General features: G+C 70.8%; 15 protein-coding genes and 2 pseudogenes. 13 read left to right on the top strand and 4 right to left on the bottom strand.

Annotated features, from left to right (window positions below):
• Nucleotides 1-37: 37 nt before the first annotated feature.
• Both FB470_RS04150 and FB470_RS04145 read left to right on the top strand, forming a co-directional pair.
• Nucleotides 38-952, top strand: a complete 915-nt coding sequence (locus FB470_RS04150; RefSeq protein ID WP_306988866.1) for a 2-hydroxyacid dehydrogenase — start codon at nt 38-40, stop codon at nt 950-952.
• A gap of 87 nt (nt 953-1,039) precedes the next feature.
• Nucleotides 1,040-1,663 (top strand): DoxX family protein, encoded by a 624-nt coding sequence (locus FB470_RS04145; protein ID WP_306988864.1) that lies wholly within the window; start codon nt 1,040-1,042, stop codon nt 1,661-1,663.
• A gap of 53 nt (nt 1,664-1,716) precedes the next feature.
• Here the strand turns inward: FB470_RS04145 and ilvD are convergent, their stop codons facing one another.
• Nucleotides 1,717-3,561 carry a dihydroxy-acid dehydratase gene (gene ilvD / locus FB470_RS04140; RefSeq protein WP_306988862.1) on the bottom strand — a complete coding sequence of 615 codons (1,845 nt, stop codon included), beginning with the start codon at nt 3,559-3,561 and terminating at the stop codon, nt 1,717-1,719.
• Nucleotides 3,562-3,799: 238 nt separating this feature from the next.
• Here ilvD and FB470_RS04135 point away from each other — a divergent pair, with 238 nt between their 5' ends.
• Nucleotides 3,800-3,961 carry a hypothetical protein gene (locus tag FB470_RS04135; protein ID WP_306988861.1) on the top strand — a complete coding sequence of 54 codons (162 nt, stop codon included), beginning with the start codon at nt 3,800-3,802 and terminating at the stop codon, nt 3,959-3,961.
• Between the two features lie 166 nt (nt 3,962-4,127).
• Nucleotides 4,128-4,259: pseudogene (locus FB470_RS04130) on the top strand (GntR family transcriptional regulator); the annotation flags it as partial.
• A 279-nt stretch (nt 4,260-4,538) separates the two neighbouring features.
• Here FB470_RS04130 and FB470_RS04125 read toward each other — a convergent pair.
• Nucleotides 4,539-5,045 carry a PH domain-containing protein gene (locus FB470_RS04125; RefSeq protein WP_306988859.1) on the bottom strand — a complete coding sequence of 169 codons (507 nt, stop codon included), beginning with the start codon at nt 5,043-5,045 and terminating at the stop codon, nt 4,539-4,541.
• Nucleotides 5,046-5,352: 307 nt separating this feature from the next.
• On the opposite strand from FB470_RS04125, the gene FB470_RS04120 reads away from it, so the two are divergent.
• From FB470_RS04120 to FB470_RS04105, 4 genes are all read left to right on the top strand, one after another.
• Nucleotides 5,353-7,215, top strand: a complete 1,863-nt coding sequence (locus FB470_RS04120; protein ID WP_306988858.1) for an acetolactate synthase large subunit — start codon at nt 5,353-5,355, stop codon at nt 7,213-7,215.
• Nucleotides 7,212-7,718, top strand: coding sequence for an acetolactate synthase small subunit (gene ilvN / locus FB470_RS04115; RefSeq protein ID WP_306988857.1), 507 nt, complete (start codon nt 7,212-7,214; stop codon nt 7,716-7,718). Before FB470_RS04120 ends, ilvN begins: the two co-directional genes overlap by 4 nt.
• A 30-nt stretch (nt 7,719-7,748) precedes the next feature.
• Nucleotides 7,749-8,762 carry a ketol-acid reductoisomerase gene (gene ilvC, locus FB470_RS04110; protein ID WP_306988855.1) on the top strand — a complete coding sequence of 338 codons (1,014 nt, stop codon included), beginning with the start codon at nt 7,749-7,751 and terminating at the stop codon, nt 8,760-8,762.
• Between the two features lie 77 nt (nt 8,763-8,839).
• Nucleotides 8,840-9,082: a DUF397 domain-containing protein gene (locus FB470_RS04105; RefSeq protein ID WP_306988853.1), complete on the top strand. Its 243-nt coding sequence runs from the start codon at nt 8,840-8,842 to the stop codon at nt 9,080-9,082.
• Between the two features lie 83 nt (nt 9,083-9,165).
• On the opposite strand, the pseudogene FB470_RS04100 reads toward FB470_RS04105, so the two are convergent.
• Nucleotides 9,166-9,885, bottom strand: a pseudogene (locus tag FB470_RS04100) (nuclear transport factor 2 family protein); the annotation flags it as partial.
• Nucleotides 9,886-10,084: 199 nt separating this feature from the next.
• Between FB470_RS04100 and serA the strand changes: the two are divergent.
• The 5 genes from serA (at nt 10,085) to FB470_RS04075 (ending at nt 18,992) form a co-directional block, all read left to right on the top strand.
• A complete protein-coding gene (gene serA, locus FB470_RS04095; protein WP_306988851.1) occupies nt 10,085-11,683 on the top strand; it encodes a phosphoglycerate dehydrogenase in 1,599 nt (532 codons plus the stop codon).
• A 109-nt stretch (nt 11,684-11,792) separates the two neighbouring features.
• Nucleotides 11,793-15,104, top strand: a complete 3,312-nt coding sequence (locus FB470_RS04090) for a S8 family serine peptidase (protein ID WP_306988849.1) — start codon at nt 11,793-11,795, stop codon at nt 15,102-15,104.
• A gap of 168 nt (nt 15,105-15,272) precedes the next feature.
• Entirely contained in the window at nt 15,273-16,316 is a 1,044-nt protein-coding gene (locus tag FB470_RS04085; protein WP_306988847.1) for a 3-isopropylmalate dehydrogenase, read from the top strand.
• 233 nt (nt 16,317-16,549) lie between these two features.
• Nucleotides 16,550-18,151 (top strand): citramalate synthase, encoded by a 1,602-nt coding sequence (cimA, locus tag FB470_RS04080; RefSeq protein ID WP_306988845.1) that lies wholly within the window; start codon nt 16,550-16,552, stop codon nt 18,149-18,151.
• 82 nt (nt 18,152-18,233) lie between these two features.
• Nucleotides 18,234-18,992, top strand: coding sequence for a fumarylacetoacetate hydrolase family protein (locus tag FB470_RS04075; protein ID WP_306988843.1), 759 nt, complete (start codon nt 18,234-18,236; stop codon nt 18,990-18,992).
• A gap of 837 nt (nt 18,993-19,829) precedes the next feature.
• Here the strand turns inward: FB470_RS04075 and FB470_RS04070 are convergent.
• The gene (locus FB470_RS04070) at nt 19,830-21,044 is read right to left on the bottom strand and encodes an FAD-dependent oxidoreductase (RefSeq protein ID WP_306988842.1); all 1,215 of its coding nucleotides are present in this window, start codon (nt 21,042-21,044) and stop codon (nt 19,830-19,832) included.
• Nucleotides 21,045-21,127: the final 83 nt, after the last annotated feature.

Below are 21,127 nucleotides of genomic sequence, written 5' to 3'. Positions count from 1 at the left end.
GGCGGCGGGTGAACGAGGGGTAAGTACCGTGGCGATCATGCCCGTCACGGTTCTGGTTCCCGACGAAGACGGCCTGCTCGCGCTGGGTGAGCTCGCCGGTGTGCGCCCCGTCCGCTACAGCTGGCGCGAGCCGCTGCCGCCGGAAGCGGCCGAGGCGGAGGTGCTGGTCCCCGGCGCGCACCGGCCCGAGGAACGCGGCGCGCTGCTGGGCGCGTTGCCCAACCTGAAGCTGATCCAGCTGCTGTCGGCGGGCGCGGAGAACTGGATCGGCACCGTGCCCGACGGCGTGCTGCTGTCCACCTGCCGCGGCGCCCACGGCGGCAGCACGGCCGAATGGGTGATGGCGGTCCTGCTGTCGATCTACCGGGAACTGCCGGGCTTCGCCGCCGACCAGTCCGCGCACCGCTGGAACCTGCACGCCACCGACACGCTGCAGGACAAGCGGGTGCTCGTCGTCGGCGCCGGCGACCTGGGGCGGCATCTCAAGCGCCGCCTGACCGCGTTCGACGCGCGCGTGACGATGGTGGGGGTGAGCGCCCGGGACGGCGTGCACCCCGTGGACGAACTGCCCGGCCTGCTGGGCGGGCACGACGTCGTCGCGCTGATGGTGCCGCTGACCTCCCGCACGCGCGGCATGGTGGACGCGAAGTTCCTGGCCGCCATGCCCGACGGTGCGATCCTGGTCAACGCCGCCCGCGGCCCCGTGGTCGACACGGACGCGCTGGTGGCGGAGCTGACCAGCGGCAGGCTGCGGGCCGCGCTGGACGTCACCGACCCCGAACCGCTGCCACCCGGGCATCCACTGTGGACGGCGCCGAACCTGGTGCTGACGCCGCACGTGGCGGGCACCGTGTCGGGCAGCAAGCGCCGCTCCTACGCGGTGGTCGCGGCCGAGATCGCCCGGTACGCCGGCGGCGAGCTGCCCAACAACCTGGTGCACGGGGAGTACTGAGGCCGATGATCCGCCGCCACGAGGTGGCACGCCCGACGCGTCGCCGAAACGGTCGCGTTCCGGACACGGATGGCCTAACCTGCGCGGGTGGCCAGCCCTCAGGACGATTCGCCGACGCAGAACCTGTTCACGGAGTCCGCCTACTACCAGCCGACCGACACCGGTGGCAGCACCAGCATGCTCTCCGACGTCGAGGACCGGCCGTCGCCGCCGGTGAACCGGTACCACGGCGGGCTCGACTTCGGCCTGCTCGTGCTGCGGCTCGTGCTCGGGGCGATCATGGGCGCGCACGGGCTGCAGAAGGTGTTCGGGCTGTTCCACGGTCCCGGGATCGACGGCACGGCGCGGATGCTGGAGTCGATGGGCTACACCGCCCAGCCGACGCTGCTCGCGTGGATCACCGGACTGAGCGAACTGATCGGCGCCGTGCTGATCGTGCTGGGGCTGTTCACCCAGATCGGGGCCGCCGCGCTGCTCGGCGTCACCGCGAACGCGGTGTACGTCCAGTGGGGCGGCGGGTTGTTCGAACCGCACGGCTTCGAGTTCGAGCTGCTGCTGGCGGCCGTGGCGTTCACCCTGCTGTTCACCGGGTCCGGCCGGATCGCCCTGGACGTCAACACCCCCTGGCGACGCCGTCCGGTGCCGTTCGGGTTCTTCTTCCTACTGATCGCCGCCGCGGCCGCGGTGGTGGTGATCGTGCTGGCCCGCTGAGGCGGCAACGATGAGGGCCCCGGCTGCGGCAGCCGGGGCCCTTCGCGTGTGGCTTACTTGTTCGGGTCGCGCACCGCGCCCGTGTCGGCCGAGGTGGCCATCCGGGCGTAGGCCCGCAGCGCGGCGGTGACCGGTCGCTGCCGCTCGGCCGGCTGCCACGGGCGTTCCGAGGCGTCCATCTTGGCGCGGCGCTCGGCCAGCACGTCGGCGTCCACCAGCAGCTCCAGCTTGCGCTCGTGCACGTCGATCAGGATCTGGTCGCCGTCGTGCACCAGGCCGATCGTGCCGCCTGACGCCGCTTCCGGCGAGATGTGCCCGACCGAGATGCCCGACGACCCGCCGGAGAACCGGCCGTCGGTGATCAGCGCGCACTTCTTGCCCAGTCCGGCGCCCTTCAGGAACGCCGTCGGGTGCAGCATCTCCTGCATGCCCGGTCCGCCGGCCGGACCCTCGTAGCGCACCACGAGCACCTCACCGGGCTGGATCTTCTTGCCGAGGATGACCGACACGGCCTCCTCCTGGCTCTCGACCACGCGCGCCGGACCCTGGAACCGCCACAGCGCCTCCTCCACGCCCGCGGACTTGATCACGGCACCGTTCTCGGCCAGGTTGCCGCGCAGCACCGCGAGCCCGCCGTCCTTGGTGTAGGCGTGCTCGAGGTCGCGGATGCAGCCACCCGCCGCGTCCGTGTCGAGCGAGCTCCACCGGTTCGACGTCGAGAACGCCTCCGTGGTGCGGACCCCGCCGGGCGCGGCGTGGAACAGCTCGATCGCCTCGGCCGACGCCGAACCGCCGCGGATGTCCCACGTGGACAGCCACTCCTCGAGCGAGGGCGAGTGCACCGCGCGCACGTCGGTGTTGAGCAGCCCGGCCCGGTTCAGCTCGCCGAGGATCGCGGGGATGCCGCCGGCGCGGTGCACGTCCTCCATGTGGTAGTCGGAGTTCGGCGCGACCTTCGACAGGCACGGCACGCGGCGGCCGATGGCGTCGATGTCGGAGATCGTGAAGTCGATCTCGCCCTCCTGCGCCGCGGCGAGGATGTGCAGCACCGTGTTGGTCGAGCCGCCCATCGCCATGTCCAGCGCCATCGCGTTCTCGAACGCCTTGCGGTTGGCGATCGAGCGCGGCAGCACGCTGTCGTCGTCCTCGCCGTACCAGCGCCGGCACAGCTCCATCACGGTGCGGCCGGCGTCGGAGAACAGCTTCCGGCGCGCGGCGTGCGTGGCCAGCGTGGAGCCGTTGCCCGGCAGCGACAGGCCCAGCGCCTCGGTGAGGCAGTTCATCGAGTTCGCGGTGAACATGCCCGAGCACGACCCGCACGTGGGGCACGCGGAGCGCTCCACAATGGACAAGCCGTCCTCGTCGACGGCCGCGTTCGCCGACGCCGAGATCGTGGTGATCAGGTCGGTCGGGGCGTGCGCGACGCCGTCGACGACGACCGCCTTGCCGGCCTCCATCGGTCCGCCGGAGACGAACACCACCGGGATGTTCAGCCGCATCGCGGCGTTGAGCATGCCCGGCGTGATCTTGTCGCAGTTGGAGATGCACACGAGCGCGTCGGCCTGGTGCGCGTTGACCATGTACTCGACCGAGTCGGCGATGATCTCGCGCGACGGCAGCGAGTAGAGCATGCCGCTGTGCCCCATGGCGATGCCGTCGTCCACCGCGATCGTGTGGAACTCGCGCGCCACGCCACCGGCCTCGCGGATCGCCTGGGCCACGATGTCGCCGAGGTCCTTGAGGTGTACGTGCCCGGGCACGAACTGGGTGTAGGAGTTGGCGATCGCGACGATCGGCTTGCCGAAGTCGCCGTCGGTCAGCCCGGTGGCCCGCCAGAGGGACCGGGCACCCGCGGCGTTGCGGCCATGGGTGGTTGTTCGGGAGCGCAGAGCAGGCATGTCAGCCAGATTACGCCCGGGCGGCCCGGTGCCGATCAACCGGCGGCCCATCCCACACCGAAAACGGCGCAGCCCCCACGCGTCTGGGTGAAATCGCAGGTCAGGGCGGTGCCCACGGAATGAGATCCGCGGGCACCGGCTCCCGATACACCGCGGGAATTCGCCATTCCTGGCTTTCGCTCGGACAAGGGATCGCACAGGGGCCTCGCCGGCACCCGGAAAGGGAAGGTCGCCGGTGATGATCCCGCCGACCCGGTACGGGACGACCTTCAGCGTCCGGTTCCAAGCCTGGGCTCGGCCGGTGTGGATCGCGCCGATCGGGCTCGCGCTGGGCAGGGCCACCGCGCCGGGCGCCGGGCACCACATGACGCAGCCGGCGACGTCCCGCCCGCCGGGATGACCGTGCTCCCGCACCGGGCCGGCGCGGCCGGTGGCGGCCCGAACGCCGTGCCTGCGCCTGGAGTACATCGCGCTGTACGAGGGGGAGCCGATGTGGCTCGCCACCAACGACGCGCTCTTCCGCGCGGCTGCGGGACTGCCCGTTCGCCACCGACTGGTACGCCCTCATGACCGACGCCGGTGTCGGGTTCGAACAGTCCGAGTTCATCATCGGTGCCGAACCGGCCGACCCGCTGACCGCCGTCGTCCTCGGCGTCACGCCCGGCGCGCCCGTCCTGGTCTCCGAGGAGACCATCGCCGACCCCGCGGGCCGGCTGTTCGACCTCGCCTTCATCCACGCCCGCGCCGACCGGTTCCGGTTCGTCTCGCGCGGCATGCGACTCCCCGGGAGCGAAGCACGACCCGGACCGTCACCGGCCGGACTGGCCGCGAGCGACGAGCGCGCTGGGCCGCCAACGCCCCGGCCTACGCGGCCCAGCGCGCGTAGCTGGACGCCGTCCACGCGGTGTCGGAGGCCGCTACACCTCCGGCCTGTGGTTCCGCGCCGGCGCCCGCATCGAGGACTGGTCCCGCTGACCTCAGTTCGCGTCTTCGCCGGGCTTCGCCGGACCGGGGTCGCCCGCGTCCGCGGGGCCGGGCTTCGCCGGTGCTTCCCCCGCGCTGTCCCCACCGTCGGCGTCCATGTCGTCGGTCAGGCCGCTCGGGTCCTCCATGCGGCCCTCGCTCACCAGGGAGATCACCGGCAGGTGCCGGGTGCGGACGGTCGGCAGCGCGACCTCGCTGCCGTCGGCCAGCACGGCCGAGACCTTGGCCTTCTTGCTGATCGTCAGCCCCTTCAGCGACGACCACGGCATCTCGCGGTGGCCGAACACCGTGCGCACGCTCAGCCCCCGCGTGGAGGCGATCGTGCGGGTGCGCAGGACGTAGACGGCCATCCCGATCGGGATGACGTACATGACCCACAGCCCGGGCACGTCGGCGAAGGCGGCGGGGATCATGCACACCGCCAGGAACACGACGAAGAGCAAGGTGATCAGCGGGACGCGGAAGATCGCCTTCCGGCCCTCCTGCTGGTTTTCGGCCACGCAACCATGGTGCCTTCCGCCAGATGGGACGGCTCCGGCGGGTGTTGCCCAGTATCCGGGATCACCATCCCGCAGAGTTGACACCATCAGCGGCGACCCGTTAACGTCAGCGCCGTGACACCGCAGATTGGCCTCGTACTTTTCCCGCGCGTCGACGCGTAGGGATTCCAGCGTTCCCAACCTGCGTCGACGCGCGACCCTCGTGCGACCTGGAAAGGTCGGCGGGGGTTTTTTGTTGCCCACGCCTTGCCGACCCGAACCAGACCACCCGACGAGCAGCCCCGACGAGACCCACGAGGCAGAACTGATGACAAGCGCCACGTCGCGATCGGACACGAAACCCGGAGGAACTCCGGCCGCCGCGTCGCCCGCCCAGCTCGGCAACCGCCCCAAGCCCGCCCCGCCCGCCGGCACGCCGGTCCGGGTGACCGGGGCGCAGTCGCTGGTGCGGTCGCTCGAGGCGATGGGCGTCGAGGTGGTCTTCGGCATCCCGGGCGGCACGATCCTTCCGGCGTACGACCCGCTTCTGGACTCGACGAAGGTGCGGCACGTGCTGGTCCGGCACGAGCAGGGCGCCGGGCACGCCGCCACCGGGTACGCGCAGGCCACCGGCAAGGTCGGGGTCTGCATGGCGACCTCGGGCCCCGGCGCGACGAACCTGGTCACGCCGCTGGCGGACGCGAACATGGACTCGGTGCCGGTCGTCGCGATCACCGGGCAGCAGACCCGTCCGCTGATCGGCACGGACGCCTTCCAGGAAGCCGACATCTGCGGCATCACCATGCCGATCACGAAGCACAACTTCCTCGTCACGGATCCGGCGGACATCCCGCGCACGATCGCCGAGGCGTTCCACCTGGCCTCCACCGGCCGTCCCGGCCCGGTCCTGGTCGACATCCCGAAGGACGTGCTGCAGGAGCAGACCTCGTTCTCCTGGCCGCCGGAGATGCACCTGCCGGGCTACCGGCCGACGCTGCGCCCGCACGGCAAGCAGGTCCGGGAGGCTGCGCGGCTGATCGCCCAGGCCCGCCGCCCGGTCCTCTACGTCGGTGGTGGCGTGATCAAGGCCCAGGCGTCGGCGCAGCTGAAGGAACTGGCCGAGCTGACCGGCATCCCGGTGGTCACCACGCTGATGGCCCGCGGCGCGTTCCCCGATTCCCACCCCCAGCACCTGGGCATGCCGGGCATGCACGGGTCGGTCGCCGCGGTCGCCGCGATGCAGCGCGCCGATCTGCTGGTGGCACTGGGCGCTCGCTTCGACGACCGGGTCACCGGCCAGCTGTCGTCGTTCGCGCCCGAGGCCAAGGTCGTCCACGCCGACATCGACCCGGCCGAGATCTCCAAGAACCGCAAGGCCGACGTGCCGATCGTGGGGGACTGCGCCGAGATCATCACCGAGCTGATCGACGCGGTGAAGGCCGAGACCGACCGCATCGGCGAGCCCGACCTCAAGCCGTGGTGGACGCAGGTCGACTCGTGGCGCCAGACCTTCCCGGCCGGTTACGAGTGGCCCACCGACGGCACGCTGTCGCCGCAGTACGTCATCGAGCGCATCGGCCAGATCGTCGGCCCGGACGCCGTCTACGCCGCGGGCGTGGGCCAGCACCAGATGTGGGCCGCGCAGTTCATCAAGTACGAGAACCCGCGCACCTGGCTCAACTCCGGCGGCCTGGGCACCATGGGCTACGCCGTCCCGGCCGCGATGGGCGCCAAGTTCGGCGTGCCGGACAAGCAGGTGTGGGCCATCGACGGCGACGGCTGTTTCCAGATGACCAACCAGGAGCTGGCCACCTGCGCCATCGAGGGCGCCCCGATCAAGGTCGCCGTCATCAACAACGGCAACCTCGGCATGGTCCGGCAGTGGCAGAACCTCTTCTACGCCGAGCGGTACTCCAACACCGACCTGGGTACGCACAAGCACCGCATCCCGGACTTCACCTTGCTGGCCGAGGCGCTGGGCTGCGCGGGGCTGCGCTGCGAGACCAAGGACGAGGTCGACGACGTCATCCGCCGCGCGATGGAGATCAACGACCGGCCCGTCGTGATCGACTTCGTGGTCGGCAAGGACGCCCAGGTGTGGCCCATGGTGGCCGCGGGCACCGGCAACGACGAGATCATGGCCGCACGCGGCATCCGCCCGCTGTTCGAAGACGACGAGGTTTCGCAGTGACGACGCATACCCTCTCCGTGTTGGTGGAGAATGTCCCCGGGGTGCTCGCCAGGGTCGCCGGGTTGTTCTCCCGCCGCGGTTTCAACATCGAGTCCCTCGCCGTCGGGTCCACGGAAAACCCCGAGGTGTCCCGGATGACGATCGTGGTCGCCGTTGAGGAGCTACCGCTCGAACAGGTGACCAAACAGCTCAACAAGCTGGTCAACGTCATCAAGATCGTGGAGCTCGAGCCCGCCGCCTCCGTGCAGCGCGAACTGCTGCTGGTCAAGGTGCGGGCCGATGCCACCGTGCGCAGCCAGGTCCTCGAGACCGTCCAGCTGTTCCGCGCGAAGGTGGTCGACGTGTCGCCCGAGGCGCTCACGATCGAGGCCACCGGCACCGGTGACAAGCTCAGTGCCCTCCTGCGCATGCTGGAGCCGTATGGCGTGCGTGAGATCGTGCAGTCCGGCATGGTCGCGGTCGGCCGGGGTCCCCGGTCGATCACCGCCTCCGCGCCTCGCTAATTTGAGAACCGAAAGGAATTCATTCCCCTCATGTCTGTCGAAATCTTCTACGACGACGACGCCGATCTCAGCATCATCCAGGGTCGCAAGGTCGCGGTGATCGGCTACGGCAGCCAGGGCCACGCGCACGCGCTGAGCCTGCGCGACTCCGGGGTCGATGTGCGCATCGGTCTTCCGGAGGGGTCGAAGTCGCGCGCCAAGGCCGAGGAGGAGGGCCTCCGGGTGCTCACCCCGGCGGAGGCGTCCGCCGAGGCCGACCTGATCATGATCCTCGCGCCGGACACCAAGCAGCGCTTCATCTACGCCGAGGACATCGAGCCGAACCTGAAGGACGGCGACGCGATCTTCTTCGGCCACGGCTTCAACATCCGCTACGAGCTGATCAAGCCGCCGGCCAATGTGGACGTCGCGATGGTCGCGCCGAAGGGCCCCGGCCACCTGGTCCGCCGCCAGTTCGTCGACGGCAAGGGCGTGCCCTGCCTGATCGCGGTCGAGCAGGACGCCTCCGGCAACGCCCAGGCGCTCGCGCTGGCCTACGCGGCCGCCATCGGTGGCGCGCGCGCCGGCGTCATCAAGACCACCTTCAAGGAGGAGACCGAGACCGACCTGTTCGGCGAGCAGGCCGTCCTCTGCGGTGGTGCCTCCGCCCTGGTGCAGACCGGTTTCGAGGTGCTGACCGAGGCCGGTTACGCCCCGGAGATCGCCTACTTCGAGGTGCTGCACGAGCTCAAGCTCATCGTCGACCTCATGTACGAGGGCGGCATCGCCCGGATGCGCTACTCGATCTCCGACACCGCCGAGTACGGCGACCTCACCCGCGGCCCGCGGGTCATCACGCCCGCGGTGAAGGAGGAGATGCGCAAGATCCTGGGCGAGATCCAGGACGGCACCTTCGCCCGCGAGTGGGTGTCCGAGGACGAGACCGGCCGCGCCAACTTCCGCAAGCTGCAGGAGGCCGGCGAGCAGCACCCGATCGAGGAGACCGGGAAGAAGCTGCGCGGCCTGATGTCGTGGGTCGACCGGCCGATCACCGAGACCGCCTGATCCGCTGCGACGCGAAGGACCTCTCCGGGGCGCGCCCCGGAGAGGTCCTTTTCCGTGTGCGGAGTTACCGTGAGCGCGTGGACGAGAAGGAGCGGGTTCGCGTCGAACTCGACCTCAGCGGGGCGCGGTGGCAGGCCACCGGCGGCGAGCTGGAGTTCGCCCACGTCGAGCACGTGGACGGGCGGGTCTACACGGCCCTGCGGAAGGCGACCGATCCGGACGGGACGGTCCTGGTCTTCACCCCGTCCGAATGGGACGCGTTCGTCGCGGGTGCCCGGGACGGCGAGTTCCACGACCTCGCTGGGCTGAGCGGGGACTGAGCGGCCGCGAACAGTTCCGGCAGGGTTCCGGTGGCGGCGGCGACCGCGACGTGGTCGAGGTAGTCGTGGGATTCGGCGATCCGGCCGTCCCGCACCCGGGTGATGAGGACGTTCGCCGCGGCGGCTGTTCCGCCGACCGCGCACTCGACTTCGGTGACGATCAGGTTCGGATCGGCGCACTGGTGGAAGACGACGGTGCGCGGCTCGAATCTCGCCCCGGTCGCGAAGTGCTCGCGTAGTGCCTCCCGGCCCCTGAGCACCGGCGCGGCGGGGTGGAAGGGGAGCGTGACCTGCGCGTCTTCGGCGTAGAGGTCCGCGCGCGTGGCCGGCGGTCCGGTGAGGGCGTGGAGCACGAGCGCGCTCGGCGAGCCGTCCGGCACCTCGGGTCGCGGCCCGGCCGGCGCGGGAGCGGCTGGTTCCGCGATGCCGGTGAAGTCGCCGCGGGCAGCGGCCATCCGCAGGGGGTCGTGGTAGTCGCGGGAGTGCCTGATCAGCCCGTCGCGCACCCGCACGACCTGCACGTTCGCCGACGCGAAGCCTGCGCCGCGGTAGATGTAGGCGGTGACGACGACCTCCGGGTCGGTGGTCTCGTGCAGGACGACGTCGGAGGCTTCGAGCCGGACACCCGCCGCGGCGGCCCGGGCGAAGTGGTCCGCGAGGGCCTGGCGTCCGGTGAGGCGCGAACGCTGGAGCGGGTGCTCCACGACGGTGTCTTCCGCGTAGTGGGACGCCAACCCGGTCCACCGGCCCGCGCTGATGCGCTCGATGAGGGTGCCGACCACGTCGGCGGGGGAGTGCGGCATGCCGCCGAGAATACGGAGTGCTTACTCCGTTTGTCCATTGTGCGGCCGACGCGACGGCCGGCGCCCTCGACGACGAGACCCCGGGCCGCGACAGGCGCTTCTGGCGAGTCGGCTTGCGCTCCCGTTAACAGCCCCGGTGAGCAGCGCGACTAGACTCGTCGGCGTCGTTTGACCCAGCTGCGTCCACGGGAGCCCAATCGTGACCAACCCCAGCAAGCCGGTCGTCCTCATCGCCGAAAAACTCGCCCCCTCCACGCTGGCCGTGTTCGGCGACGAGGTGGAGGTCCGGCACGTGGACGGCACCGACCGCCCCGCCCTGCTGGAGGCGGTGAAGGGCGCCGACGCGCTGCTGGTCCGCTCCGCGACCAAGGTGGACGCCGAGGTGCTGGCCGCCACCACGCGCCTGAAGGTCGTCGCCCGCGCGGGTGTCGGCCTGGACAACGTCGAGGTCCCGGCCGCGACCGAGCGCGGTGTGCTCGTGGTGAACGCGCCGACCTCGAACATCGTCTCGGCCGCCGAGCACGCCGTCGCGCTGCTGCTCGCCGTGGCCCGCCGGGTGCCGGCCGCCGACCAGAGCCTGCAGGGCGGCGCCTGGAAGCGCAGCCAGTTCACCGGCGTCGAGCTCAACGGCAAGACCATCGGGGTCGTCGGCTTCGGCAAGATCGGTCAGCTGTTCGCGCAGCGCCTCGCCGCGTTCGACACCAAGATCGTCGCCTACGACCCGTACGTGCCGGCCGCCCGCGCCGCGCAGCTCGGTGTCGAGATGCTCAGCCTCGACGAGCTGCTCGCCCGCGCCGACATGATCTCGATCCACCTCCCGAAGACCCCGGAGACCAAGGGCCTCATCGACGCCGAGGCGCTCAAGAAGACCAAGCCCGGCGTGATCATCGTCAACGCCGCGCGCGGTGGCCTGGTCGACGAGGAGGCGCTGGCCGAGGCGATCCGCAGCGGCCACGTGGGCGGTGCCGGCATCGACGTGTTCGTCACCGAGCCGACCACCGAGAGCCCGCTGTTCGGCCTGCCCAACGTCGTCGTCACCCCGCACCTGGGCGCTTCCACCGCCGAGGCGCAGGACCGCGCGGGCACCGATGTCGCGCGTTCGGTGCTGCTGGCGCTGCGTGGCGACTTCGTGCCGGACGCGGTCAACGTCGCCAGCGGTGGCGTGGTGGGCGAGGAGGTCCGCCCGTACCTGCCGCTGACCCAGAAGCTGGGCACCGTGCTCGCCGCCCTGAGCCAGAAGGCGCCGTCGGCCGTCACCGTCGAGGTGCGCGGCGAGCTGTCGTCGGAGGACGTCAGCGTGCTGTCGCTGGCCGCCCTGCGCGGCGTGTTCTCCGGCGTGGTGGAGGACCAGGTCACGTTCGTCAACGCGCCGCGCCTGGCCGAGGAGTTCGGCGTGCGCACCGAGATCGTCACCGAGCCGGAGAGCCCGAACTGGCGCAGCCTGGTCACCGTGCGCGCGGTGCACGAGGACGGCAGCGTGCTGTCGGTGTCGGGTTCGGTCACCGGCAACAACCAGGTGGAGAAGCTGGTCGAGGTCAACGGCCGTCACTTCGACCTGCGCGCCGAGGGCCACATGCTGCTCCTGGAGTACCCGGACCGCCCGGGCATCATGGGCCGCGTGGGCACCCTGCTGGGGGAGGCGTCGGTCAACATCGAGGCCGCGCAGATCAGCCAGACCACCGACCGCTCGGACGCGGTGATGATCCTGCGCGTCGACCGCGAGGTGGACTCCCACCTGCTGGAGCCGATCGCGGCGACCGTCGGCGCGCGCACGATCCGCGCCGTCACGTTCGCATAACGCGGACTACCTTCCAAAGTCGGATTACTCCGATGCGCTCTAGGCGCATCACCGGATGACCAGCTAAGTTCGCACCCTCGCCTTGATCGGAGTGAGGGTGCGAACAAGCATGAGAAACAGGACCCGGCGGTCGCTCGCGGCCGTCTTCACCGCCGCGCTGGCCACCACCGGTTTCGCGACGGGCAGCGCGGCGGCCCAGGACGAGCCGCCGGCGCCCGGCCTGCCCACGGCGAAGGTCTCCGCCGACGGGCTGCAGGGCAAGTTGTCGCCGCGGCTGGCGGCGAGCCGGGGCCGCACCACCGCCTTCGTCGAGCTCACCCAGCAGCCCGCGGTGGACGCGTTCAACGCCGAGCGCGGTGCGGGCAAGGACCGCGCCAAGCAGGCGGCGAACAACGCCCGCGACGCGGTGGCCGGCGTGGTGAACTCCGTCGTGGGCCAGTTGCGTTCGGCCGACGCGGGCACCGAAGTCCTGTACTCGACCGCGAACGCGGTGTCCGGTGTGGTGGTGACCGCCGACGCCGCGAAGATCCGCGAACTGGCCGCGCGCCCGGACGTCGCGTCGATCCGCACGGTCGTGCCGAAGACCCGCAGCAACAACAGCACCGCGCAGCTGACCAACACCCTCAACGCGTGGCAGCAGACCGGACGGCTCGGCGACGGCGTCCGGGTCGGTGTCATCGACGACGGCATCGACTACACGCACGCCGACTTCGGCGGCCCCGGCACGAAGGCGGCCTACGACTCGGTCGACCGCGCCGCCCCCACACCGCTGTTCCCCAACGCCAAGGTGGTCGGCGGCACCGACCTGGTCGGCGACGGGTACGACGCGGCCACCGACGGCGCGGACACGCCGAAGCCGGACCCGAACCCGATCGCGTGCGGCGAGCACGGCACCCACGTGGCCGGCACCGTCGCGGGTTACGGCGTCAACGCCGACGGCAGCACCTTCACCGGCGACTATTCGAAGCTGACCGCGGACTCCCTCAACGCGATGAAGATCGGCCCGGGCATGGCACCCAAGGCCTCGCTGTACGCGATCAAGGTGTTCGGGTGCGCGGGCTCGACCAACGTCACCTCACAGGCCCTGGACTGGGCGCTGGACCCCAACGGCGACGGTGACTTCGACGACCACCTCGACATCGTCAACCTGTCGCTGGGCAGCGACTTCGGCGCGCCGGACGACCCGGACTCGCTGTTCGTGCGCAAGCTCGCCGCGAACAACGTGCTGTCGGTCATCGCTGAGGGCAACGGCGGCGACCTCTACGACGTCGGCGGCTCGCCGGGCAACACCCCGGAGGCGCTGACCGTGGCGTCCAGCCGGGACATCTCGGTGCTGCGCGACGCGGCCGACGTGACCGCGCCCGGCGACGTGGCGGGCCCGAAGGGCGGCCAGTACAGCCAGAGCTACGCCGGCTACGACACCCTGGACACGACCGCACCGGCGGTGAAGCTGTCCGCGGCCAACGCCGACGGCTGCGCGCCGTTCTCCGACGCCGACAAGGCCGCCGTCGCGGGCAGGTTCGCCTGGCTGGAGTGGGACGACAACGACGCCACCCGCGTCTGTGGTTCGGCCGCGCGGGCCAACAACGCGCAGGCCGCCGGCGCCAAGGGCGTCCTGCTCTCGTCGAGCCTGGAGCACTTCGCCGCGGGCATCGCGGGCAACTCGGCCATCCCGATGTTCCAGTTCACCGCCTCGGCCACCGGCCAGATCCGCCCGGCGCTGAACGCCGGCACGCTGGCCGTGCGCCTCTACGGCGCCGGCCGTGCGAGCCTGCAGACCTACGACCCGGCGATCGTGGACACCCCGAGCTCGTTCACCTCGCGCGGCGTCCGCGGCCCGGCGGTGAAGCCGGACGTGTCCGCGCCCGGTGACACGATCTCGTCGGCGCTGCGCGGCAGCGGCAACGACCGCACCGTCCTGTCCGGCACGTCGATGGCCACGCCGCTGACCTCCGGCGTCACCGCGCTGCTGCGGCAGGCGCACCCGGAGTGGTCGGTCGAGGAGATCAAGGCCCTGGTGATGAACACCGCCGGGCACGACATCGTCGCCGACGGCAAGACGTACGCGCCGCAGCGGGTCGGCGCCGGACGGCTGGACACCCAGGCCGCGCTCAACGACCAGGTGCTGGCCTACTCGCGGGACGACCGGGGCGCGGTGAGCGTCACCTTCGGCACGGTCGAGGTGAGCAAGCCGGTCACGCTGACGAAGACGATCCAGGTGGTCAACAAGGGCGACAGCTGGGCCCGCTACAACGTGGCGTACGAGGGCATCACCAACCTGCCCGGCGTGCAGTACCAGCTGTCGGACCGTTCGGTGACGGTGGCGCCGCACGGCACCGCGACGGTCCGCGTCACGCTGCGGATCACCGATCCCACCGCGCTGCGCAAGGTCATCGACCCGACGGTCGCGACCGAGCAGGCCGGGCTGGCGCGGCAGTTCGTCGCCGACGCGTCGGGGCGGGTCGTGCTCACGCCGCTCGGTGGGTTCGGCACCGCGTTGCGCGTGCCGGTGTACTCGGCGCCCAAGCCGGTCTCGGCGATCGGGGCGCCGAAGACGCTGGACTTCCAGGCGGACACGGCGCGCTTCTCGCTGACCGGCCGGGGAGTCGACCAGGGCACCGGCAGCCAGCGCTACGAGTCGCTGATCAGCGTCCTGGAGCTGCAGGGCCAGTCGCCGAAGCTGCCGGAGTGCCGCGGCCGGGTGACCGAGGGCTGCACCATCAACGACACGGCCAAGGGCGGTGACCTGCAGTACGTCGGCGCGGCGTCGAACATCGCGCAGGCCCGCCAGGAGGGGCACGCGGACCAGGCGCTGCTGGCGTTCGGGATCTCGACCTGGGGCAACTGGGCGAACCTGGGCAGCAACACGATCCCGTTCGTCGACATCGACACCAGCGGGGACGGCAAGCCGGACTTCGAGTCCTACGTGACCAAGCCCAGCGGCACCGACGTGTGGCTGGTCAACACCGTCGACCTCAACGCCCAGGGCTTCCCGACCGTGGACGTGCAGGCGGTCAACGGACAGCTCGGCGACGTGGACACCAACGTGTTCGACACCAACGTCGTGCTGCTGCCGGTCAGCATCGCCGCGCTGGGGATCGACCCGAACGCAGCCTCGCACAAAATCAGCTACGCCGTCGGCACCGCCGGGTACTACGTGGCGCCGGGCAGCACGAACGGGCTCATCGACTCGATCGACACGGCGATGACGTTCGACGCGCTCGCCCCGGGCTACTCGGTCTCGGGCGCCAACGGGGCCGCACTGGTGTACTCGGCGAAGCCCGGCACGGCGCTGACGGTGACGCGCAACCCGCAGACGGCGCAGACCGATACCGTGCTCGGGTTGCTGGCGCTGGAGCACCACAACGGCAACGGCGACCGGGTGAGCGTGATCCGGGTGAACGGGGGTAGCCGCCCCTGAACATCCGGGCTCAATCCGCCATCCGGGTGTCTCACTTGTCGGGAGATTCCGTCATAAGGGTGGTGCCGCTTCGGTCCGTTGGCGACAGCCGGTAACCTGCCGTCGCTGGAGTATGTGGGCAAACGGGTGCGCAACGAGCCCCGTGGCCCTGATCGACGGAGGTGTCTGATGCGGCTCGCGGTGATCCCAGGTGATGGGATCGGTCCCGAAGTGATCACCGAGGCCCTGAAGGTACTCGGCGAGGTCGCCCCGACCGTGGAGTACACGAACTACGACCTCGGCGCGGCCCGCTGGCACGCCACCGGCGAGCTGCTGCCCGAGTCGGTCCTGGGCGAGCTCCGGCAGCACGACGCGATCCTGCTGGGCGCGGTCGGCGACCCGACCGTGCCCAGCGGCATCCTCGAGCGGGGCCTGCTGCTCCGCCTGCGGTTCGAGCTGGACCACCACGTGAACCTGCGCCCGGCCAAGCTGTACCCGGGCGTGCGCGGCCCGCTGGCCGACTCGAACGCCGAGATCGACATGGTCGTCGTGCGGGAGGGCACCGAAGGCCCGTACGCGGGCAACGGTGGTCTGCTGCGCAAGGACACCGAGCACGAGATCGCCACCGAGGTGAGCGTCAACACCGCGTTCGGCATCCGCCGCGTGGTGTCCGACGCGTTCAAGCGGGCCGAGGAGCGGCCGCGCAAGCACCTCACGCTGGTGCACAAGACCAACGTGCTGCTGCACGCCGGCTCGTTGTGGTCGCGGATCGTGGAGGAGGTGTCGCTCGAGCACCCGGAGGTCACGGTCTCCTACTCGCACGTCGACGCCGCGACGATCCACATGGTCACCGACCCGTCCCGCTTCGACGTGATCGTCACCGACAACCTGTTCGGCGACATCATCACCGACCTGGCGGCCGCGGTGACCGGTGGCATCGGCCTGGCGGCCAGCGGCAACCTGGACATCACCCGCCGCAACCCGAGCATGTTCGAGCCGGTGCACGGCAGCGCGCCGGACATCGCCGGGCAGGGCATCGCCGACCCGACCGCCGCCGTGCTGTCGGTGTCGCTGCTGCTGGACCACCTGGGCCAGCGCGAGGCGGCCCGCCGGATCGAGGCGTCCGTCGCGTTCGACCTGGCCACCCGCGACCAGGCGAACCCGGGCACCACCCAGGCGATCGGCGACCGCCTGGCGGCGCTGGTGTCGTCGAACACGCGGGCCGTCGGCTGATCGTTTTCCCCGCGGTGAAGGCCATCCCCGGTCCCGGGGGTGGCCTTCACCGCATTTTTGCCCCGCCGGGCGGCGGTGTGGCATGATGCGGCTATGGCTTCTTTCGCCGTGATCATTATCGGCAGGCGCGCCGGGTAGTGTCCGCATCGGACACCTGGCGCGCAGACCTCTCGCATCCGCGGGAGGTTTTTTTGTTGCCCGAGAAGCCTCCCACCACCGCATAGGAGATGACCGTGACCCGCACGGAACCCGCCGGACTGCCGCTCGGTGACGACTTCCACCTGTACGACACCACGTTGCGGGACGGTGCTCAGCGCGAGGGCGTTTCCTACTCGGTGGCGGACAAGCTCGCGGTCGCGCGGCTGCTCGACGAGCTGGGGGTGGGTTTCATCGAGGGCGGCTGGCCGGGCGCGTTGCCGAAGGACACCGAGTTCTTCGCCCGCGCGGCGGCGGGTGAGCTGACGCTGAAGCACGCGGCGCTGGTGGCGTTCGGCTCGACCCGCAAGGCCGGGACGACCGCGGCCGAGGACGCGCAGGTGCGCGCGCTGCTCGACTCGCGGGCGCCGGTGATCACACTGGTCGCGAAGTCCGACCGGCGCCACATCGAGCGGGCCCTGCGGGTGGACGTCGACGAGGCCTGCGCGATGGTGGCCGACACCGTCGCCTTCCTGGTCGGCGAGGGCCGCCGCGTCTTCCTCGACGCCGAGCACTTCTTCGACGGCTACGCCTTCGACCCGGACACCTCGCTGCGCGTGCTCGACGCCGCCGCGACCGCCGGTGCGGACGTCGTCGTGTTGTGCGACACCAACGGCGGCCAGTTGCCGCTCGGGATCGCCGACACGGTGCGGGAGGTAGCCGGCCGCACCGGGTTCCGGCTCGGCATCCACTGCCAGGACGACACGTCCTGCGCGGTGGCCAACAGCATCGCGGCGGTCCAGGCCGGCGCGACGCACGTGCAGTGCACCGCGAACGGGTACGGGGAACGGGCCGGCAACGCCGATCTGTTCGCCGTGACGGGAAACCTCGTGACCAAGCTCGGCATGGACGTGCTCCCGACCGGGGCCGAGGCCGAGCTGACCCGCGTCTCCCATGCCCTTGCCGAAATCGCGAACATCGCCCCCGACACCCACCAGGCCTACGTCGGGGCTTCGGCCTTCGCCCACAAGGCGGGGCTGCACGCGAGTGCGATCAAGGTGGATCCGTTGTTGTACAACCACATCGATCCAACCTCCGTCGGCAACGACATGCGGGTCCTGGTCACCGAGATGGCCGGCAGGGCCAGTCTCGAGCTCAAGGGACGTGAGCTCGGGGTGGACCTTGCCGGCCGGCCTGACGCGGTCACCAACGCGGTGACGAAGGTCAAGCGGCTGGAGGCGGAGGGCTGGTCGTTCGAAGCCGCCGACGCCTCGCTGGAACTGCTGCTGCGCCAGGAGGTCGACGGCCCGGCCGAGCCGCCGTTCACGCTCGAGTCCTACCGGGTCGTGCTGGACCACCGCAGCGACGGCGAGGTGATCTCCGAGGCGACGGTGAAGGTGCACGTGAAGGGTGAACGGGTGATCGCCACCGCCGAGGGCAACGGCCCCGTGCACGCGCTGGACGCCGCCCTGCGCAAGGCGCTGTCGCCGTTGCTGTCCTGGTTGGACACTGTCGAGCTGGCCGACTACAAGGTCCGCATCCTGCCCAGCCACCCGGGGACCGACGCGGTCACCCGCGTGTTGCTGAACTCCAGCGACGGCGACCGGGAATGGACGACGGTGGGCGTGCACGGCAGCATCGTGGAGGCCAGCTGGCTCGCGTTGTGCGACGCCCTGGTGCACAAGAGCCTGCGCGGCTGAACCGGGCACGCCTCCTGCGGCCGGTCCGCTGTCACCGACCACCCGCGTGACCGGGTGGGGGGCGCTGACTAGGCTTGGGGGCGTGCGTCTAGCTCGAGTTGCTCATTCCGGTGGAGTCGCGTTCGCGTCCGTGGACGGCGACGAGCTCCTGGAGATCGCCGACCACCCGTTCGGCCGGCCGAACTACACCGGCAAGCGGTTCTCGCTGGCCGACGTGCGGTTGCTCGCGCCGATCCTGCCGTCGAAGGTCATCGCGATCGGCCGCAACTACGCGGAGCACGCGGCCGAGTTCGGCAACGAGGTGCCGAAGTCGCCGATGATGTTCCTGAAGCCGTCGACGAGCGTCATCGGCCCGAACGCGGCCATCCGCCTGCCGGCCGCGTCCGAACGCGTCGACTTCGAAGGCGAGCTCGCGGTGGTGATCGGCCAGCCGATCCGCAACGTGAAGGCCGCCCAGGCCCCCGCGGCGATCCTGGGTTACACGATCGCCAACGACGTGAGCGCGCGGGACCTGCAGAAGGCGGACGGCCAGTGGGGTCGTGCCAAGGGGTTCGACACGTTCTGCCCGCTCGGCCCGTGGATCGAGACGTCGGTGGACGCGTCCGACCTGGCGATCCGCACCGAGGTCGACGGTGAGGTCAAGCAGGACTCCCGGACGTCGCTGCTGATCCACAAGATCCCCGACCTGGTGGAGTTCGTGTCCGGGGTGATGACGCTCCTCCCCGGGGACGTGATCCTCACCGGCACGCCCGCGGGCGTCGGCCAGATCACCGATGGCCAGACGGTCTCGATCACCATCGAGGGAATCGGCACGCTGACCAACCCGGTCCACAACGCCTAGCGACGCTTGTGCCCTAAAGAGAGCTGGGTGGTCATCCCGTCGCCTGAGGCCGTCACATCACTGTGAGCCAGGCCCGCACCCTGCGCCGGGTCGCGAGCCGAAAGACCAAAGCGTGCGGGCCTGGCTCACAGTGATAGGCCTCAATCAGGCGACGGGATGACCACCCAGCGACCACCCACTCAAGGCGAGCCGACAACGCTCCCCGGTCATTCCGGAGCCTGCCCGTCCGGCGAGGACATCTTTTGATCTTTAAAGCCGCGCTCACGCGCTCAAAAGAAGGCGCCTCACGGCGCCGAACGGTCACCTTGGGTGCCGACCTCCCCCGCCCCCTCCGGGTGAAGTGTTTTCGGTCGCCGAGCAGGCGTGTCAAGGCGGGAAAGAGTACCTTGACACGCCTGATCGGCGACCAAAAGACGGCTGGGGATCGGGGGCGGGGGAGGTCTGGTGACGTCGCGGCTCGCCTCGCGTTGCCGGGTGTCTGGGGGTGTGGGGGAGGTCTGGTGAGGTCGCGCCTCGCCTGGCGTTGCGGGCCGCCGGGAGGTCTTGTGAGGCCTGTGCTTGCCCGAGCGTTGCCGGGTGTCTGGGGGTGCGGGGAAGGTCTGGGAAGGTTCTCGTCGGCTTGCATTGCCGGCTGCCGGGAGGTCTGGTGACGTCGTGCCTCGCCTGGCGTTGCCGGGCCGCGGGTTTTCCGGGTGGGACCGAGGGCCCCGGATGAGCCAGCGGTCGCGTTGGCCCCGGACATTCCGTGCCCCGGCTATCGGTTTGCGGGTGGGGTAGCGGCGGCTCCGTTACCCCACCCCCCACCCGCCCCGAAAAGGCCCCCGTCCCCGCCGAAAGTCACCGCCGGGCCCAGTTCGGCGCGTGCTCGGGCAGCAGGCCCACTCCGATCACGTACGCCGGCACCCGACGCGCCGCCGGGAGGGCGTTCATCAGCCTCACCAGTGACTTCGGCGCTCCCTCACGCCGGCCCTCGATCACCGGCCGGATCACCGCCCGGTGCATCACCCGCTGGATCGCCTGCACCACCAGCGTCGGCACCAGCCGGCGCCGCCGCACTCGCGCCAGTTCCCGCCCGGTCACCCGGCCCCGCCGTAGCGGCTCCGCCAGCAACCGCGCCGTCGCGACCGCGTCCTGCACCGCCAGGTTGATCCCCACCCCACCGATGGGCGACATGGCGTGCGCCGCGTCGCCGATGCACAACACGCCTTCGCGGTGCCAGCGCGGCAACAGGTTCAGCCGGACGTCGAGGTGCTTCACGTCGTCCATCGACTCGATCGCGTCGACCTTGCCGGCCAGGGCGGGGACCACCGTGCGGACCCGCTCCCGGAACGCGTCGACGCCCTCGGCCCGCAATCGCGCGTCGAATCCTTTCGGGGCCAGGTAGGCGATCTGGAAATAGTCCTCCCGCGGGATGAGCACCGCGAACTGGCCGTGATGCATTTCCGGCATCAGCGCGGGGTTCTCGCCCGCCTCGCGCGGCAGCCGGAACCACCACGTGTCGATCGGCACCGGGAATTCACGGGGACGCAGACCGGCGCCGCGCCGCACCGCGGACCACCGACCGTCACAACCGACGACCAGGTCCGCGCGGATCTCGCCGCGATGACCGTCGGCCGTCGTGTAGCGCACCCCGGCGACGCGGCCCCGCTCCCGCACCAGCTCGGTGACCTCGGTGTTCATCCGCAGGTGGAAGTCCGGCTCCGCCTGACCCGCCTCGGCCAGCAGGTCGAGGAGGTCCCACTGCGGCACCATCGCGACGTAGGGGTGCGGCACCTTCAGCTGCCGGAAATCGGCGATCGTCAAAGCCGGCGGCCCGGGCAGCGAAACGGTCTCCAGCCTGCTCTGCGGGAGCTTCGCGAACCGCTCGCCCAGCCCGAGCTCGTCCAGCAGCTGCAACGTGGACGGGTGCACCGTGTCGCCGCGGAAATCCCGCAGGAAATCGGCGTGCTTCTCCAGCACCGTCACCTCGACCCCGGCCCGCGCGAGCAGCAGCCCGAGCACCATTCCGGCCGGTCCGCCACCGGCCACGAGGCAGGTCGTGCGCTCGCTCATGGTCGCCATCCCCTTAATTCATCCCGTGTTGAATAAGACCAGGATGGCGCTCTCCGGTGGCCTCGTCAAGCGGGATAGGCTGA

It is taken from the genome of Amycolatopsis thermophila, assembly GCF_030814215.1.
GTDB classification, from domain to species: Bacteria; Actinomycetota; Actinomycetes; order Mycobacteriales; family Pseudonocardiaceae; genus Amycolatopsis_E; species Amycolatopsis_E thermophila.
The sequence above is the reverse complement of the archived record's forward strand: the minus strand, read 5'-3'. Positions and strand labels throughout refer to the sequence as shown.

What these genes read in the sequence shown, in the direction of transcription:
- FB470_RS04070 (WP_306988842.1), bottom strand. Translation starts at nt 21,044, where the DNA reads ATGAGCGAGCGCACGACCTGCCTCGTGGCCGGTGGCGGACCGGCCGGA.
- ilvD (WP_306988862.1), bottom strand. Translation starts at nt 3,561, where the DNA reads ATGCCTGCTCTGCGCTCCCGAACAACCACCCATGGCCGCAACGCCGCG.
- FB470_RS04090 (WP_306988849.1), top strand. Translation starts at nt 11,793, where the DNA reads ATGAGAAACAGGACCCGGCGGTCGCTCGCGGCCGTCTTCACCGCCGCG.
- FB470_RS04120 (WP_306988858.1), top strand. Translation starts at nt 5,353, where the DNA reads ATGACAAGCGCCACGTCGCGATCGGACACGAAACCCGGAGGAACTCCG.
- FB470_RS04150 (WP_306988866.1), top strand. Translation starts at nt 38, where the DNA reads ATGCCCGTCACGGTTCTGGTTCCCGACGAAGACGGCCTGCTCGCGCTG.
- ilvC (WP_306988855.1), top strand. Translation starts at nt 7,749, where the DNA reads ATGTCTGTCGAAATCTTCTACGACGACGACGCCGATCTCAGCATCATC.
- FB470_RS04135 (WP_306988861.1), top strand. Translation starts at nt 3,800, where the DNA reads ATGATCCCGCCGACCCGGTACGGGACGACCTTCAGCGTCCGGTTCCAA.
- FB470_RS04085 (WP_306988847.1), top strand. Translation starts at nt 15,273, where the DNA reads ATGCGGCTCGCGGTGATCCCAGGTGATGGGATCGGTCCCGAAGTGATC.